This window comes from Arthrobacter sp. P1_B4 (assembly GCF_056406555.1).
The window spans coordinates 1-16,320 of sequence record NZ_JBFTZW010000069.1 but is presented as its reverse complement, the minus strand read 5'-3'; the positions used below and the strand labels follow the sequence as shown (position 1 = coordinate 16,320).

The following is a 16,320-nucleotide window of genomic DNA, read 5'->3' as shown; positions in this document are numbered from 1 at the left end:
GCGGGTGCCTGCGCCGGCGCCGGGGCGGCGGTCGCGGGCCGCTGCGGCGCGGCCGGCAGGGACTGGTCCATGGACGGCGAGGTCGCCTTGACGTCGTCGAAGCCGGCGGCGATGACGGTGACGCGTGCCTCGTCGCCGAGGGCGTCGTCGATCACGGCACCGAAGATGATGTTGGCCTCCGGGTGGGCGACTTCCTGCACCAGGCGGGCTGCCTCGTTGATTTCGAAGAGGCCAAGGTCCGAACCGCCCTGGATGGACAGCAGCACGCCGTGCGCGCCGTCGATCGATGCTTCCAGCAGCGGGGAGGCGATGGCCAGCTCCGCGGCCTTCACGGCGCGGTCTTCGCCGCGGGCAGAACCGATGCCCATCAGCGCGGAACCGGCACCCTGCATGACGGACTTGACGTCGGCGAAGTCGAGGTTGATCAGGCCGGGGGTGGTGATGAGGTCCGTGATGCCCTGGACACCGGAGAGCAGGACCTGGTCGGCGGAACGGAACGCGTCCAGGACCGAGACGTTGCGGTCGCTGATGGAGAGCAGGCGGTCGTTCGGGATCACGATCAGGGTGTCGACTTCATCGCGCAGGGCGTCGATGCCGGCCTCGGCGGAGCCGGCACGGCGGCGGCCTTCGAACGTGAAGGGGCGCGTCACGACGCCGATGGTCAGGGCACCAAGGGACCGGGCGATCCGGGCGACGACGGGGGCGCCGCCGGTGCCGGTTCCGCCGCCTTCGCCGGCGGTGACGAAGACCATGTCTGCGCCCCGGATGACCTCTTCGATTTCATCGGCGTGGTCCTCCGCGGCCTGCCGGCCAACTTCAGGGTTCGCGCCAGCACCGAGTCCACGGGTCAGCTCACGCCCGACGTCGAGCTTGACGTCGGCATCGCTCATCAACAATGCCTGGGCATCGGTGTTGATGGCAATGAATTCGACGCCGCGAAGACCGACCTCGATCATGCGGTTGACTGCGTTCACGCCACCGCCGCCGATGCCGACGACCTTGATGACGGCCAAGTAATTCTGCGGAGCTGCCACGTTACGTGTCCCTTGTTCGTGTACTAATGCGAAAACTGATCGAGTCCTGCTTGAAGCTTTGAACCTTAACCTTCGACTTGAAGGTTATAGTTATGTCAAGTAACTCATGTCTGTGACGGTATTTCCTATGCAGGGGACATTCAATAACCGCCCGGGGCGTGTCGCGCGAATACCGGGCAAATAGCCCCTGTAAGTAGTCCCGCGGGCAGCTGGACGTCCGCTGGACACCCGGCCGCGGCGGATCCGATTGCCGGCTACCGTGTGACAGGGTGCCGGGGCACGCTGACATCGTAGACCTTCACCGGGTTTTTGGGGTCGGCCGGGACCTTCAGGAGGGCAGAAAGGACCCGTGCCTTCAGCTCCTTCTCCCCCGCGTTGCCCCAGACGATTGTCTGCCCGTCGACGAGTTTGAGTTCGACGGCGTCGGCCGACGCGGCAGAGGCGTTGGAGAGCCGCGCCAGCACATCCGCCGGCAGGGCCCCCAGGACCGCCGTGATGGCCTGGAACAGGTCCTTCGGCAGCGTTCCGCTGCCGCCGTCGATCACCGGCAGCGATACCGAGGCGGCATCGGCGGTGGTGCTGAGCTGGACACCGTCGACGTCCACCAGCTGGAAGGTCTTGCCCTGCTTGACCAGGGCCACGGGAATGCGCTCGGTGACGTGCACCTGCAAGGTGGCGGGCGGCAGCGCCTTCGCGGTGACGTCCTTGACCTGGACCAGCGGCTTGAGCAGGGCTGTGACCTCCTCCTCGCTGATCTGCGGCAGCGGCTTGCCCTGAAGGGGCGCGAGTGCGGCCTGGACCTGATCCGGGTGCAACATCTTTGTACCCTCCACCGTGACCGAGCGCAGGGCCAGCACCGGCGAGTAGACGGCGGCCGCGACGATCCCCGCCATCAGCACAGCCACGATCCCGATGGTGCTCAGCAGGATCCGCCGGCGGCGCTTGCCCTTGGGCTCGGGGAAGGACAGCACCTTGCCGGGACCGTTGTCCGGGGTGCCCTGCGGGTTCTGCGGATTGCGGGACCGGCCGACGGCGGTGTCCGCGGCGGTGTCCGTGGCGGTCTTGGACGCAGAAATGACATCCGTGCCAGTACCGGCGGACGGCGGCCGGGAGCCGGATCCGCCGGTGCCGGACCCGCTAGTGCCGGACCCGCCACGGTAGGTGGGGCGCCTGGTGCTAGGCACCGGCGGCCTCGGCCGTCAGGGCCTCGACAATCAGCGGCCCGTAGGCCGTGACGTCCCCGGCGCCGGCGGTCAGCACGATGTCCCCGGGGCCGGCGGCCGCCAGCAGCGCCCGCACAGCCTCCCCGTCGGGTCCGACAAGGCGGCCGCCTGAGCCCAGGTGCTCGGCGATCAGCCCGCTGGTGACCCCTGGAATGGGATCCTCGCGGGCAGGATAGATGTCCAGGACCAGGGCCGTGTCCGCCGTGTTGAGCGCTTCGGCGAACTCGCGGGCAAATTCGCGGGTTCGGGAAAACAGGTGCGGCTGGAAGAGCACGTGCACCTTGTGCTCCCCGGCGACGGCACGTGCCGCGGACAGGGCGGCGCGGACTTCCGTGGGGTGGTGGGCATAGTCGTCGTAGACGCGGACGCCGCGGCCCTCCCCCTTGAACTCAAAACGGCGCGAGGCGCCGGAGAAGTGGGCCAGTGCCGCCGCAGCGGTGTCGGGCGCGACGCCGAGTTCGACCGCCACGGCAAAGGCGGCGGCAGCGTTGAGTGCGTTGTGCCGGCCCGGAACCTGCAGTTCGACGCCGAACGTGCCCGCCGTCGTCGAGATCCCCATCCGGCCAGGTCCCGCGTCGTGCAGCCGGATGGCGGCGTCGGCGGCGGTTCCGTAAAGCACCACGCGGGTGTTGCCGCGGGCCAGGGTGCGCTCGGCCAGTGCCCTGGCCCCGGGGTCGTCAGCGCACGCCACCAGGACGCCGTCCGCCGGGAGCAGTGCCGTGAAGCTGTCGAAGGAAGCATAGACGGCCTCGGCGGTGCCGTAGAAGTCCAGGTGGTCCGGCTCGACGTTGGTCACCACGGCGATCGTGGGGCGGTAATTCAGGAAGGAGCCGTCCGACTCGTCGGCCTCGGCGACGAAGATGCCCGCCGTGCCGTGTGCCGCGTTGACTCCGAGCGCCGGGACGTTAGCGCCGATCGCGAAAGACGGGTCCAGCCCGGCGCCCTGCAGCAGCACCGTGATCATGGAGGTCGTGGTGGACTTGCCGTGCGTTCCGGCGACTGCCACCACAGTGTCATCCGCCATCGTGGCGGCCAGCGCCTCGGAGCGGTGCAGCACCGGGAGTCCGGCGGCACGGGCCGCTGCGAGCTCGGGGTTGTCGGCCCGGATCGCGGAGCCGGCGACCACCGTCTGGGCGTCTCCCAGGTTGCCGGGAGCATAGCCGACGGCGATCCGCGCCCCGGCGGCCGCGAGGTCCGCCATGACGGGCAGCGACTTGGCGTCGGAGCCGCTCACCGGGATGCCGCGGGCCACCATGATGCGGGCAACGGCGGACATGCCGACGCCGCCGATGCCGATGAAGTGGACGCGGCCGAGGGATTCCAGGGCATGCGTGCCGTGTTGGGGCTGGGTCATTGCTCTACTGCTTCCTGCCGTGCTGGTTCGGGCCCTGCTGTTTCGGACGCTGCTGTTTCGTGCCCGGTTGTTTCGGACGCTGCGGATTCCCGCTGTGCTCGTTCGAAGACGCGACGTCGAGGATGAGATCGGCCATGCGCCGGTCGGCGTCGCGGATGCCGAGCTGTTCGGCGCTGGCTGCCATCCGGGCCAGCCTGTCCGTGTCCAGCAGCAGGGGAATGATGTTCCCGCTGATCCAGTCGGCGGAGAAGGCCTTGTCATCGACGATCAATGCGCCTCCCGCGGCGACCAGGCCCGCGGCGTTCAGCGCCTGCTCGCCGTTGCCGATGGGCAGGGGCACGAAAACGGCAGGCACGCCCACGGCGGCCACCTCGCAGACCGTGGCGGCTCCGGCACGGGCCAGCAGCAGGTCCGCCGCGGCATAGACGGTTTCCATGCCGTCGACGTACTCCACCTGCCGGTAGCCTGGCGCGGCGAGCGGTTTGCCGTCGGCGTCGTGGACGGACTTGCCGCGGCCGGTGATGTGCAGGGTCTGCACGCCGGCGTCGGCGAGGGCCCCTACGGCCGCAGCGAGCGACCGGTTGATGCTCTGGGCGCCCGAGGACCCGCCCGTGACGATGAGCGTCGGCCGGTCCGCGTCCAGGCCGAGCGCCTGCCGTGCACCGGCCCGGGCGGCCGCGCGGTCGAGGCCGGAAATTTCGGGGCGCATGGGCATGCCTACGTGCCGGGCGGCGCGGCCCAGTTTGGTCTCGGCGAAGGCCACTGCCACGTGGGCGCCGAGGCCTGCGCCGACACGGTTGGCCAGGCCGGGACGGGTGTTGGCCTCGTGGACCACGATTGGGATCTTCCGGCGCCGGGCAGCGAGGTACATCGGTGTGCACACGTACCCGCCGACCCCCACCAGGACGTCGGCGCCGGCCTCGTCCAGGATGGAACCCGCCTGCTTCACCGCACCGGCCATCCGGCCCGGCAGCCGGAGCAGATCCGCGGAAGGCTTGCGCGGGAGCGGGACACGGCTGATGGTGGCAAGGTCCAGGCCGGCCGCCGGGACGAGCCGCGCTTCCATTCCGCCGGGGGTCCCGACAGCCAGAAGCTGCACTCCGGGGTGGGACTGCCGGAGGGCGCCGGCAATTGCCAGCAGCGGGCTGATATGGCCGGCGGTTCCGCCGCCGGCAAGGACCACGGACAAGGGCGACTCGGTGTTCATGAAGGGCTGTTTACGCTTTCGTACGGTTCTTGGTGGCGGGGCTCTTGGCGGGGCTCTTGCTTGCGGGGGCCTTGGTGGGGCTCTTACTTGCGGGGGCTTTGGGTCGGGCTGCCGTGCGGGCGGCGGACCGGCTGGAGGCCGTGCTGGCGGCGGACCGGCTGGCGGCAGTCCTTGCAGCCCGGGCAGCGCGGGCCCTCCGCACGGAATTGGCAAAGGCGGCCGGGCCGAACCTGAGCATCTTCTTCGGCTGCATGCCCGGGTCCATCTGGGCCCGGGCCAGGGACAGGACGACGCCGATTGCGCACAGCGACATCAGCAGGGCCGAGCCGCCATAGGAAATGAACGGCAAGGGGACACCGATCACCGGTGCCAGCCCGGTGACCACGGCCATGTTGACGCTGGCTTGGCCCAGCAGCCAGACCATGATCGTGCCGGCCAGGACGCGGTGGAAGACATCGTGCTGGGCGACGACCACGCGGTAGATGGCGGTGCCGAGGATGGCGAACAGGACCAGGACGACGATCGTGCCGACCAGTCCGAGTTCCTCGCCGATGATCGCGAAAATGAAGTCGTTGTGCGCTTCCGGGATCCAGCTGTACTTCTGCCGGCTCTGGCCCAGTCCGACACCGAACCAGCCGCCGGATGCGAGCCCGTACAGGCCGTTGGTGGACTGGTAGTTCAGGTCGGAGCCGTCGGCGCAGGTCTGGCCCGTCCATGACAGGATGCGGCACATCCGGTTCGGGCTCGTGACGGCGAGGATCGTCGCGCCAAGGGCCAGGACCGCCCCGGCGAAGCCGAAAAGGTACAGCCGCACGCCGGCGAAGAACAGCGCGGCGGCCACGATGATCATCACGATCATGGCCGTCCCGAGGTCGTTTCCGGCCAGGATGAGGCCCAGGACCGCAATGGCGCCCGGGAGCACGACCGGAATGAGCGCGTGGCGCCATTCGTGGAGGAGCTTGGCCTTGCGGTCAAGCACGGTGGCCATCCAGAGCGCGAGGGCAAGCTTGGCGGCTTCGGAGGGCTGGAACGTGAACGGACCGACGTCGATCCAGTTCTGGTTGCCCAGCGCGCTGCGTCCCACGAGGAGGACCAGGCCCAGCAGCGCAATGGCCAGGAAGATGAGCGGCCAGGCGAAGCGCCGTAGCCAGACCACGTTCACGCGGGAGAGGACAAGCATCGCGAAGACGCCAATCGCGGCGAATCCGCCCTGTTTGAGGGCGGCCGAGTACGGCGACTCCCCCGCGGCGATGGCTTCTACGCTGGAGGCCGAGAGGACCATCATGATCCCGATCGCAGTCAGCGCCAGGGTGGAGCCAAGGATCAGGTAGTACGTGGATCCGTTGCGGGACTTGCCGGTGCCTTCCAGCGCGGACCAGAATCCGCGGCTCCAGGCACGCACCCGGGCCGCGGGGGTGACGGCGGGGCCGCCGGCCGTTGGCCGTGCCGCCGAAGGGGACGGACGGCCGGCGGGCGTGCCAGTGCTGGCCCCGCCTGCGGCGGATCGTGCCGCCGTCGTACGTGTGGGCGTGCTGACCATTGTTACTCCTCGCTGGTCTGAGCCTGCCCTTCCACGAGCTCGCGGACAGCTTCGATGAAGGCATCGCCACGGTGAGCATAGGAAGAGAACTGGTCCATGGAAGCAGCCGCCGGGGCCAGCAGCACAGTGTCCCCGGAGGCGGCCAGCTGAGCCGCCGAGGCAACGGCCTGGGCCATCACAGTCTCGCCGAAAATCGGCGAAGGGCCTGCGTCGGCTTTGGCCATACCGGCAGTCTGCACGTCTTCAGTCTCGCCCTTGCCCTGCCCGATCACGGGGACATCCGGCGCGTGTCGCTTCAGGGCGGCCTGCAGATCGCTGGAGTCCGCGCCGATCAGGACCACGGCCTTGAGCCGGCTGCCCTGTTCCTGGATCAGGGAGTCGTAATTCACGCCCTTGGACAAGCCTCCCGCGATCCACACCACATTCTGGAATGCGGACAACGAGGCGGCGGCGGCGTGGGGGTTGGTGGCTTTGGAATCGTTGATCCACAGCACACCGTCGTGCCGGGCCACCAGCTGGATCCGGTGGTCTCCCGGAAGGTAGTTCAGCAGGCCCTGGCGCACAGCCGATGGCTCCACCCCGTAGGCCCTGACCAGGGCAGCGGCTGCCAGCGCGTTGGCCACCATGTGGCGCGGCGCCACCGGTCCCAGGTCGGCGATCGAGGCGAGTTCGGCCGCGCTGTCCTTGCGTTCGGCGATGAACGCCCGGTCAACCAGCAGCCCTTCCACGACGCCGAGCATGCTGATGGCCGGGGTCAGTGTGGTGAATCCCACGGCCCGGCAGCCTTCCACCACGTCCGCGTCCTCGACCATGCGTTCGGTCTCGATCTGCTCGGCGTTGTAGATGCAGGCCTTCTGCGTGTTCGCGTAGACCTTGGCCTTGTCGGCGAGGTAGGAGGCGTAGGAGCCGTGCCAGTCCACGTGGTCTTCAGCGACGTTGAGGCACACGCTGGCCACCGGCGACACCGAGTGGCTCCAGTGCAGCTGGAAGCTGGACAGTTCCACCGCGAAGGCGTCGTAGTCCACGGGATCGCGCAGGGCGTCCAGGATCGGGGTTCCGACGTTGCCTACGGCGATCGCCTTCAGGCCGGCGGCCTGGAGCATGGACTCGGTCAGGCCGACCGTGGTGGTCTTGCCGTTGGTGCCGGTGATGGCCAGCCAGTCGGCGGTCTTGCGGCCCTCGCGTTCGCGGAGCCGCCAGGCGAGCTCGACGTCGCCCCACACCGGAATGTGCGCCCGCGCCGCTGCGGCGAGCAGGGCCTGGTCCGGGCGCCAGCCCGGGGACGTGACCACCAGGTCCGGCTTCTGCCCGTCGATCTTCGGAACAGACTCCACCGCATCCTCGCCCAGCAGGACGTCCACGGCGCCGACGATCCGGAGCGTGTCGGCCTGGGCCAGCGCCTTGGCGCTGGTGGCGGCGTCCACCACCACCACCCGGGCGCCGAGTTCAATGAGGGTGTCGGCGGCGGCGAATCCGGAGACGCCGATGCCGGTGACCACGACGCGCAGGCCGGCCCAGTCGGAATCCCAGGTGGTGAGTCCCTGCAGCCGGGGCGAGGTGGTGAGCGGGGCGGGGATGGGACCGGTCACAGCAGCACCACCCATTCGGCGTAGAAGATGCCCAGGCCGGCGGCGACAAACAACCCGGACAGGATCCAGAACCGGACCACCACCGTGACTTCGGCCCAGCCCTTGAGTTCGAAGTGGTGCTGGAGCGGTGCCATCTTGAAGAACCGTTTGCCCTTGGTGATTTTGAAGTAGCCCACCTGGATGATGACCGAGAGCGTGATGAGGACGAAGAGCCCGCCGATGAAGGCCAGCAGCAGTTCAGTGCGGGACAGGATCGCGAAGGCTGCGACGGCGCCGCCGATGGCTAGGGAGCCGGTGTCGCCCATGAAGATCTTTGCTGGCGAGGTGTTCCACCACAGGAAGCCGACCATCGCCGCACTCAGGATGGCGGCCAGCAGGGCCAGGTCCAGAGGGTCGCGGACCGAGTAGCAGCCGCTGCCGGCCTGCCTCGGGGATCCGCAGGCCTGGTTGCTTTGCCAGATGCCCATGAGCGTGTAGGCCCCGAACACCATGACGGAAGCGCCGGCGGCCAGGCCGTCGAGGCCGTCGGTGAGGTTCACGCCGTTGGTCGCGGCCGTGACGATCAGGTTGGACCACAGCACAAACAAGATGGCGCCGAGCACGGTTCCGGCGAACGCGAGGTTAAGCCACGGAATATCGCGCACCAGCGAGATCTGGGTGGACGCCGGGGTCAGGCCCGCGGCATTCGGGAAGTTCAGCGCCAGCACGGCAAAGATGATGCCAACAGCGCCCTGGAGGATCAGCTTGGCCTTGGCGTCCAGGCCCAGGCTGCGCTGCTTGGAGATCTTGATGAAGTCATCCAGGAATCCGACCAGCCCCATGCCCACCATGAGGAAGAGCAGGAGAAGCCCGGAGGCGCTTGGCCCCGGTGAGTGCGGGTTCATCATCCACATGATCAGGTGCGTGAGCCCGTAGCTGACCAGGACCGCGACGACCACAACGGTGCCGCCCATTGTGGGCGTGCCCCGCTTGGTGTGGTGGGAGGTGGGTCCGTCGTCCCGGATGAATTGTCCGTAGCCCTTGCGGACCAGGAACCGGATGAACAGCGGGGTGCCCACAAACGCGAGGAGCAGCGCCATTCCGGCGCCCATCAGCAGTGCAATCACAGCTGTGCACTCCCTTCTGTGGCGGTTGCGGCAGTTCCCTCAGCAGGTCGCTCGGGAGAGTCTTGGGTGGCATGTGGGGGTAATGCTATCCGATCCCCCAAGTGGCGCAGCCCGATGCCGTTCGAAGACTTGAACAGGACCAGGTCGCCCGGCTGGAGCTCGGCTTGGAGAAGCTCGTAGGCCTCGTCCGCCGTCTCGGCGAAAACGCATTCGTCGCCCCAGGAGCCTTCGTTGACGGCGGAGACATACAGCGACCGCGCCTCCCGGCCCACCACGACGAGCCGGGAGATGTTCAGCCGCACCACCTGGGTGCCGACTGCCATGTGCTCGCGGATGGAATCCGGGCCCAGTTCCAGCATGGCGCCCAGGACCGCCCAGGTGCGGCGGCCGTGGCCCAGTTCGGCCAGCGTCCGCAGTGCTGCCCGCATGGACTCCGGGTTGGCGTTGTAGGCATCGTTGATGACGGTCACGCCGTCGGGACGCTCCGTGCGCTCCATCCGCCAGCGGCTGGCGGCGGTCTGCGCGCTGAGCGAGGCCGCGATCTGCGCGCCGGGGATGCCGGCCGCGTGCGCCGCGGCCGCGGCCGCGAGGAGGTTGGCCATGTGATGGGCGCCGATCAGCTTGGCGGCGACGTGGTGCCGGGTTGGTCCTTGCTCTGCTTTCCCGTCCGTCACGTCGGCGGGCAGGTAGAGCTCAAACTCCGGGTGGCCGTCGGCATTCAGTTCCACATCCGCGGCCCTCACCACATCGGCTTGGGCCACGTCGGTCTGGATGGTGTTGTCCTGGCCGGTGGTGGCCGCGCGTGAGGTGTAGCCGAGCACGCGGGCCCGGGTCCGGGTGGCCATCGCGGCGACGCGGGAGTCGTCCAGGTTCAGCACGGCGGTGCCCGCGGCCGGGAGCGCCTCCACGAGTTCGCCCTTGGCGACCGCGATGTTCTCGATGCCGCCGAACTCGCCGGCGTGGGCGGAGCCGACGCCGAGGACGACGCCGATCTCCGGCCGGACCATGTCCGCGAGGTATTGGATGTGGCCGATGCCCGTGGCGCCCATCTCGATGACGAGGTAGCGGGTGTCGAAGTCGGCTTTGAAGACTGTGAGCGGCACGCCGATCTCGCCGTTGTAGGACCCTTGCGGTGCAACTGTGGCACCTTCGGCGCCGGCGGCCGTGAAGATTCCGGCGAGCAGGTCCTTCGTGGTGGTCTTGCCGGCGGAGCCGGTGATGCCAACCACGGTGAAAGCGGCGCCGGCCGCGGCGCGGCTGGCGCGGATCCGGCGGACGGCTTCGGCGGCCAGCGCGCCCATGGCGAGGACAGCGTCCTCAACGACGACGGCGGGATAGTCCGTTCCGGCGGCGTCGGCCACTTCGCGCTCCACGAGCGCCAATACGGCGCCCCGGTCAAAGGCTGCGCCGACGAAGTCGTGTCCGTCGGCGTTCTCCCCCGGTTTGGCCACATAGAGGGAACCCGCCGTGGCCTCGCGGGAGTCGGTCACCACGGAGGCGGGGGTAATTCCCGGTTCCGCGGCGAGCCGGCCGTTGGTTATGTCGGCGATTTCCGCCGCTGTAAATGCAATCATCTCGGTTTAGGACTCTATCCGGTGGTCTTCGAGAACGGTGAATCCCCGTGCTGTCAAGGCGTTCCGAAGCTCCACCCGGTCATCCAGTGCCAGGTTGACTCCCTTGACTTCCTGCCAGACCTCGTGCCCGCGCCCGGCTACCAGGATGGTGTCCCCGGCCCCGGCGAGCTCCACGGCCTTCAGGATGGCGGCGTCGCGCGGGAAGACTTCCAGGACTGTGCAGTTCAGGCCTTCGTCGTCCTTGGCCGCCAGGGCTCCGGCAAGGACGTCCGCGCGGATGGCTGCCGCGTCCTCGTCGTGGGGATCGTCGTCGCTGACAATCACGGTGTCCGCCAGCCGCGCCGCGATGGCCCCCATCGCGGGGCGTTTGCCTTGGTCCCGCTGGCCGGTGGCGCCGAAAACGATGATCACTTTGGATCCGGGTTCCGGGGACCGGACGGCTTCGAGTGCACGGGCCAGGGCGTCGGGGTTGTGCGCGAAGTCCACCACGGCGGCCGGTGCCGTGGATACGAGCTGCATCCGGCCGGGCACGGCGACGGTGAAGGGATCCGCGGCGTCGAGGGCGGCCTGCACCGCGGCCGGCTCGTGGCCGCCAGCGAGGACCATCACTGTGGCCAGCGCTGCATTGGCGACGTTGAAGCCGCCCGGCAGGCCCGTGTGGACGCGCAGCTCGGCGCCGTCGCGGTGCCGGAGGACGAAGTCTGAGCCGAGGCCCCGCGGAGCAGTCCGGGCAACGGTCCAGTCCGCGGTCCCGTCGGCGTCAGCCGGCCCGGCGCCGTCGGTCCCGGCCGTGGCCAGGGTCGTGACCGGGATTTCGGCGGTGGCCGCGAGCTTGCGGCCCCAGTCATCATCGATGGTGACCACGGCGGCGCGGGCGCGTTCCGGCGTGAACAGCCGGGCTTTGGTCTGGAAGTATTCCTCCATGGTCCCGTGCAGGTCCAGGTGGTCCTGGGTGAGGTTCGTGAAGCCGGCGACGTCGAACACCACGCCGTCGACGCGGTGGAAGGACACGGCGTGCGAGGAAACCTCCATGGAGGCGGCATCGAGCCCGCGTTCGCGCATGAGCGCCAGCAGCGCGTGCACATCCGTGGATTCGGGCGTGGTCAGCAGGCTCGGGATCGGCTCCCCGCCGGCCAGGATCTCAATCGTCCCGATCAGCCCGGTCCGCTTGCCCAGCGCCCGCAGCAGGGCATTGATGAAATAGGTGGTGGTGGTCTTGCCGTTGGTGCCTGTCACCCCGAAGAGGGCCGGTGCCCCGGCGCCGTCGGGCCTGCTCTGGTAGATGAGCGCGGACAGCCGGCCGACCACGCTGCGCGGCTCGTGGGCCAGCAACACCGGGACGGCGATGTCATGGCCCAGGGCCACCAGGCGCGCCCCGGCGTCGTCTGTCAGGACCGCCACGGCGCCGGCGTCGACGGCCTGCGACACGAAGTCGGCCCCGTGCCGTGTGGCGCCCGGCAGGGCCACGTACAGGTCTCCCGGGCGGACCGACCGGGAGTTCAGGGATATCCCGGTGACCTGGACGGAGCCGGACGCACCGGGAACGGCCACGCCGATCGCCGCGCCAATGGCTGCCAGCGGCACTGCGGCAACCGCAGTGGGCCGGAAGCCCTGGGTGGAGTCATGGCCGGACGGCGCGGAAGCATCGGGGTCGGTGAGCTCTGACAAAGTGGATCTCCGTTGTGGTGCTAGTGGATCGGGCACTGAATGAATCGGGCACTGAATGAATCGGGCACTGAAAAATCTGGCACTGAATGAATCGGGCACTGGTAGATCGGGACCTGCGCACGCGGAAATGCTCCGGCGCGCAGGCAATTGGTGTGGCGTCGGCTGGTGATTTCCGGGTGCCAGGTGGAACAGGCGCTACTTGGCGTACTGCGGCAGCCGCGCGGGTTCGCCGGTGGAGGGCTGGACGTTGAATGTGCGCAGCGTCTGGCTCATCACCGAACGGAACACCGGTCCGTTGGTGATTCCGAAGATGCTTCCCTTGGGCCGTTGCAGGACCACCTCAACAATAAACCGCGGATCGTCCATGGGCGCCATTCCGATGATGGAGGCTGTATAGCCGCAGAACCCTGATTTGCCGTCGTCGCAGGGAGATTCGGATGTGCCGGTCTTGGCGCCCACCCGGTACCCGTCGATAGCAGCCTCTTTGATCTCACCCTCGGTTACGGCGCTCTCAAGGATGTCGCGGACCTGTTTGGCGGTTTCTTTGGAGACGACCTGCTGCGGGGCCTTGGCCGGGACTTTTTCCTCGGCACCGTCCGGGTTGATGTAGCTGTCGATCAGCCGGGGCTGGAGCATCACGCCGTCGTTGGCGATGCTTTGGTAGGCCCGGACGGTCTGGAGGGTGGTTTGGGCGACGCCCTGGCCGAAGAGCACGGTGTATTGCTGGCGCCCGTCCCATTGGTCGGCCGGGGTCAGGATGCCCTTGGATTCGGCCGGCAGACCGATGTCGGGGGCATCGCCGATGCCGAACTTCCGCAGCCAGTCATAGCGCTGTTCCTTGCTCAGTCGCTGGCCCACCATGACTGTGCCGGTGTTCATGGAGTAGCCGACAATGCCCGCCAGCGTCCGCTGCTCAGTGCCGTGTTCGAACGCGTCGCTGAAGGTCTGGCCGTCCACGGTGTAGGTCGGTGGAATGGTGAACCTGTCCAGCGGGCTGGACTTTCCTTCCTGGATCGCAGCTGCGGCCGTGATCATCTTCTCCACCGAGCCGGGCTCGTAGGCGGCGGTGACGGCCCGGACCCCGCGGTCCTCGGCGGCAACCTTGCCGGGGTCGTTCGGATCCGGGGAGTCGGTATCGGCCATGGCCACGATGTTGCCGGTCTTGGCGTCCTGGACCACAATCACACCCCACTCGGCGCTGAGCTTGTCCTTCTGGCTTTGGATGGCCTGCTGGGAAAAGTACTGCAGGTCCGAATTCAGCGTGAGTTTGATGTCCTTGCCGTTCACCGCCGGCGTCAATTGGTCCACGCCCACCGGGATGCGCAGTCCGTCGGCGCCGATTTCAAACAGCCGCTTGCCCGGTGTGCCTTTGAGTACCTCGTCCTGGGTCTGCTCGAGGCCCGCCTGTCCGGTGCTGCCGTCCTTGAGGAAACCCACAATTCCGCCGGCCACGGAGCCGTTGGGGTACACCCGCTTGCTGGTGCCTTCGGTGACGATGCCGGGAATCTGCAGCTTGGACACCTTGTCCTCCATGTCCGGCTTCAGGTCCTTGGCCACGATGTAGTAGCGCTGGGTTCCTGTCAGGGCATCGCGGAGGGTGCCTCGGTCCATGCCGAGCACGGCGGCGAGTTCGGAGATGCCCTGGTCCCGGGTGACCTTGACGAGTTCGTCCTTGCCGTTGATGGTCTCGAACCGGCGGAAGGATTCGGTCTTGGTGTTGACTGTCTGGTCCACCACGACGTTGTAGCGGATGACGCTGCTGGCCAGGACCGCGCCGGAGGAATCAAGGATGCTGCCGCGCTCCGCGGGCAGCACGGTGGGCGTGAGCCGGTTGTTGAGGGCGGCCTCAGCCAGTCCCCCGATGTCCAGGCCCTGGACCATGAACAGCTTGCCGCCGACCACCAGCAGGAGCGCCAGCATGATGCCCAGCCCCACGCGGAGCCGCCGGGTGGGGTTTGGGGCTTTCGCCTTGCTTGCCCTGCCGGAGTTCTTCGCCACGGTGAGTCCTTGCTGCTTGCCTTGCTGGTGGTCAGTGAACGTTACTGCCCCGGCGTCTTCTGTGCGGGGGCCGGAACCGAGCCGCCGTGGAGTTCCACGGCGCGGGCGGCGGGTTTCGGTGCGGGTGCGGGCTTCACAGCTCCCGGCGCCTTGTCTGTCTCCGCCGGTTTGGTGTCTGCCGGCTTGGTGTCCGCCGCCTTGCGCTGGGCGAGAGGTTCGTTCTCCGTGGCCGGCGGGACCACCGTGAGCTGCCCGGCGACGGCCGGTGCAGCGATGACGGCGCCCGGGGCATCACCCTTGACGGCCGGCTTGGCCTTACCGGTGACATTGAGGGTGGAGAGGTCGATCTGGCCCTTGGCGACCGAAGCCACCATGCCCAGCTCCGTGGCCTTGGCCGCCAGGTTCTGCGGGGCGTCGAAGTTCTGCACCTGCTGGGTGAGGTCCTGGTTCTGCTTGGTCAGTGTGGTCTGTTCACTGCGGAGCTGGACCAGCTGGTACTGGGCGGAGGAGACGGAGATGTTCAGGACCAGCACGGCCATAAGGGCAATCGCCAGGAGTCCGAAGCAGAGCACCACGAACGGTGCGCGGCGCTTGCGCGGCACGGAGCGGACCACCGACAGCGGGGTGCGTGCCTTGCGGGGCTGGTCGAGGCCGGGCAGGGCACGGGCAGTGGCGCCCTGGGCAACGGGGTAGCTGTTGACGGCGGCGGTGCTCATGCGGCTCTCCTGGCTTTGATGCGTTCGACGGCGCGCAGCCGGGCGGAAGCTGCGCGGGGGTTTTCGGCGATTTCAGCGGCGGTGGGTACCTCGGTGCCCTTTGTCAGGGTTTTGAGTTCGGCTTTGTGCTCTTCGAGCTCGACCGGGAAGCCGAGCGGCGCCGAGGACTTCGATCCGGCCTGGAAGAAGCCCTTGACGATCTTGTCTTCCAGGGAGTGGTAGGACATGACCACCACGCGGCCGCCGAGGGCGATGGCCTCGATCGCTGCCGGGATGGCGCGCTCGAGGACGTCCAGTTCCTCGTTGACCTCGATCCGGAGCGCCTGGAAAGTGCGCTTCGCGGGGTGGCCGCCGGATTTGGCGGCACCGGCGGGCACCACGGCCCGGATCTGCTCGACCAGTTCGCCGGTGGTGGTGAAGGGCTTTTCGGCGCGCGCGGCCACGATCCTGTTCGCGATGCGGCCGGCGAACTTCTCTTCGCCCCACTTCCGGATGATCCGGACGAGTTCTTCTTCGCTGTAGTTATTGACGACGTCGGCGGCCGTCTGGCCCCGGCTGGTGTCCATCCGCATGTCCAGGGGCGCGTCGAAGGAGTAGGCGAAGCCGCGTTCCCGCTCGTCCAGCTGGAGCGACGATACGCCGAGGTCCATGAGCACACCGTGGACTTCGGTGAAGCCCAGGTCTTCGAGGACGTCCGGGATTTCGTCGTAGACGGCGTGAACGAGGTCGGTCCGGTTCTCGAAGGGCGCCAGCCGGGCCCCCGCCAGTGCCAGGGCCTCCTCGTCGCGGTCGATGCCGATCAGGTGAAGGTCCGGGAAGCGCTGCAGGAGGGCCTCGGAGTGTCCGCCCATGCCGAGCGTCGCGTCGATCACCACGGGGGTCTCACCGCGGCTCCGTGCGGCCTCGAGGCCGGGGGCCAACAAATTGATGCACCGGTCCTTGAGGACCGGTACATGGCGTTCGGACGTCGGCTTCGCCTGGTCGGGATCCGTCATGCCTTCGTCCTTTCGTTGGCCTTGTTTGCTTTGAGCTTTGCTGGTTGCGCTTTGCTGGTTGCGGATTGCTTGGTACTGCTCTTACGCAACGTTCCTTGGTCCAGATCCCCATCCGCGCCTATCCTGCGCCGGCCTGGCTCCGGGGAAGTGAGCCAGGACAACAACCGGATGGGCGGCTGGAGATCTCGATCAAGGAACGTTGTTTGCTGGTGGATCAGTGGGGGTTCAGAGAATCCCCGGGATGGCGTCGTCTGTTTCCGAGAAGGCGGTTTCCTTTTCGGCCAGGTACTCATTCCAGGCCTGGGCGTCCCAGATC

At 68.2% G+C, this 16,320-nt stretch carries 12 protein-coding genes and 1 pseudogene; all 13 read right to left on the bottom strand.

Annotated elements, in window-relative coordinates; genetic code table 11:
* Positions 1-1,034, bottom strand: a 1,034-nt coding sequence (ftsZ, locus tag AC1D1W_RS16325; RefSeq protein ID WP_476944231.1) for a cell division protein FtsZ, incomplete at its 3' end; no start/stop codon positions are given.
* Positions 1,035-1,288: 254 nt separating this feature from the next.
* Complete coding sequence (locus tag AC1D1W_RS16320) at positions 1,289-2,218, bottom strand: cell division protein FtsQ/DivIB (protein WP_243179522.1); 930 nt, start codon at positions 2,216-2,218, stop codon at positions 1,289-1,291.
* Positions 2,211-3,611 (bottom strand): UDP-N-acetylmuramate--L-alanine ligase, encoded by a 1,401-nt coding sequence (gene murC, locus AC1D1W_RS16315; protein WP_243179523.1) that lies wholly within the window; start codon positions 3,609-3,611, stop codon positions 2,211-2,213. The genes AC1D1W_RS16320 and murC overlap by 8 nt, the downstream gene beginning before the upstream one ends.
* A gap of 4 nt (positions 3,612-3,615) precedes the next feature.
* Complete coding sequence (gene murG / locus AC1D1W_RS16310; protein WP_243179524.1) at positions 3,616-4,818, bottom strand: undecaprenyldiphospho-muramoylpentapeptide beta-N-acetylglucosaminyltransferase; 1,203 nt, start codon at positions 4,816-4,818, stop codon at positions 3,616-3,618.
* Positions 4,819-4,828: 10 nt separating this feature from the next.
* Entirely contained in the window at positions 4,829-6,358 is a 1,530-nt protein-coding gene (ftsW, locus tag AC1D1W_RS16305) for a putative lipid II flippase FtsW (protein ID WP_243179525.1), read from the bottom strand.
* A gap of 2 nt (positions 6,359-6,360) precedes the next feature.
* The gene (gene murD, locus AC1D1W_RS16300; protein ID WP_476944230.1) at positions 6,361-7,962 is read right to left on the bottom strand and encodes a UDP-N-acetylmuramoyl-L-alanine--D-glutamate ligase; all 1,602 of its coding nucleotides are present in this window, start codon (positions 7,960-7,962) and stop codon (positions 6,361-6,363) included.
* Positions 7,944-9,053 (bottom strand): phospho-N-acetylmuramoyl-pentapeptide-transferase, encoded by a 1,110-nt coding sequence (gene mraY, locus AC1D1W_RS16295; protein ID WP_028275881.1) that lies wholly within the window; start codon positions 9,051-9,053, stop codon positions 7,944-7,946. The genes murD and mraY overlap by 19 nt, the downstream gene beginning before the upstream one ends.
* On the bottom strand, positions 9,050-10,627 hold the full coding sequence (locus AC1D1W_RS16290) for a UDP-N-acetylmuramoyl-tripeptide--D-alanyl-D-alanine ligase (protein ID WP_476944229.1): 1,578 nt from the start codon (positions 10,625-10,627) through the stop codon (positions 9,050-9,052). Before AC1D1W_RS16290 ends, mraY begins: the two co-directional genes overlap by 4 nt.
* Positions 10,628-10,633: 6 nt before the next feature.
* Complete coding sequence (locus tag AC1D1W_RS16285) at positions 10,634-12,295, bottom strand: UDP-N-acetylmuramoyl-L-alanyl-D-glutamate--2,6-diaminopimelate ligase (protein WP_476944228.1); 1,662 nt, start codon at positions 12,293-12,295, stop codon at positions 10,634-10,636.
* A gap of 195 nt (positions 12,296-12,490) precedes the next feature.
* Positions 12,491-14,293 (bottom strand): peptidoglycan D,D-transpeptidase FtsI family protein, encoded by a 1,803-nt coding sequence (locus tag AC1D1W_RS16280; RefSeq protein WP_243179529.1) that lies wholly within the window; start codon positions 14,291-14,293, stop codon positions 12,491-12,493.
* A gap of 41 nt (positions 14,294-14,334) precedes the next feature.
* Positions 14,335-15,009: a cell division protein FtsL gene (gene ftsL, locus AC1D1W_RS16275; RefSeq protein ID WP_476944227.1), complete on the bottom strand. Its 675-nt coding sequence runs from the start codon at positions 15,007-15,009 to the stop codon at positions 14,335-14,337.
* A complete protein-coding gene (rsmH, locus tag AC1D1W_RS16270; protein WP_476944226.1) occupies positions 15,006-16,004 on the bottom strand; it encodes a 16S rRNA (cytosine(1402)-N(4))-methyltransferase RsmH in 999 nt (332 codons plus the stop codon). The genes ftsL and rsmH overlap by 4 nt, the downstream gene beginning before the upstream one ends.
* 225 nt (positions 16,005-16,229) lie before the next feature.
* A pseudogene (locus AC1D1W_RS16265) lies at positions 16,230-16,320 on the bottom strand (division/cell wall cluster transcriptional repressor MraZ); the annotation flags it as partial.

Bases quoted from the DNA above. Each gene is read 5' to 3' on its own strand.
- murD (WP_476944230.1), bottom strand. From the start codon at position 7,962: ATGGGTGGTGCTGCTGTGACCGGTCCCATCCCCGCCCCGCTCACCACC.
- ftsW (WP_243179525.1), bottom strand. From the start codon at position 6,358: ATGGTCAGCACGCCCACACGTACGACGGCGGCACGATCCGCCGCAGGC.
- ftsL (WP_476944227.1), bottom strand. From the start codon at position 15,009: ATGAGCACCGCCGCCGTCAACAGCTACCCCGTTGCCCAGGGCGCCACT.
- murC (WP_243179523.1), bottom strand. From the start codon at position 3,611: ATGACCCAGCCCCAACACGGCACGCATGCCCTGGAATCCCTCGGCCGC.
- rsmH (WP_476944226.1), bottom strand. From the start codon at position 16,004: ATGACGGATCCCGACCAGGCGAAGCCGACGTCCGAACGCCATGTACCG.
- AC1D1W_RS16290 (WP_476944229.1), bottom strand. From the start codon at position 10,627: ATGATTGCATTTACAGCGGCGGAAATCGCCGACATAACCAACGGCCGG.
- murG (WP_243179524.1), bottom strand. From the start codon at position 4,818: ATGAACACCGAGTCGCCCTTGTCCGTGGTCCTTGCCGGCGGCGGAACC.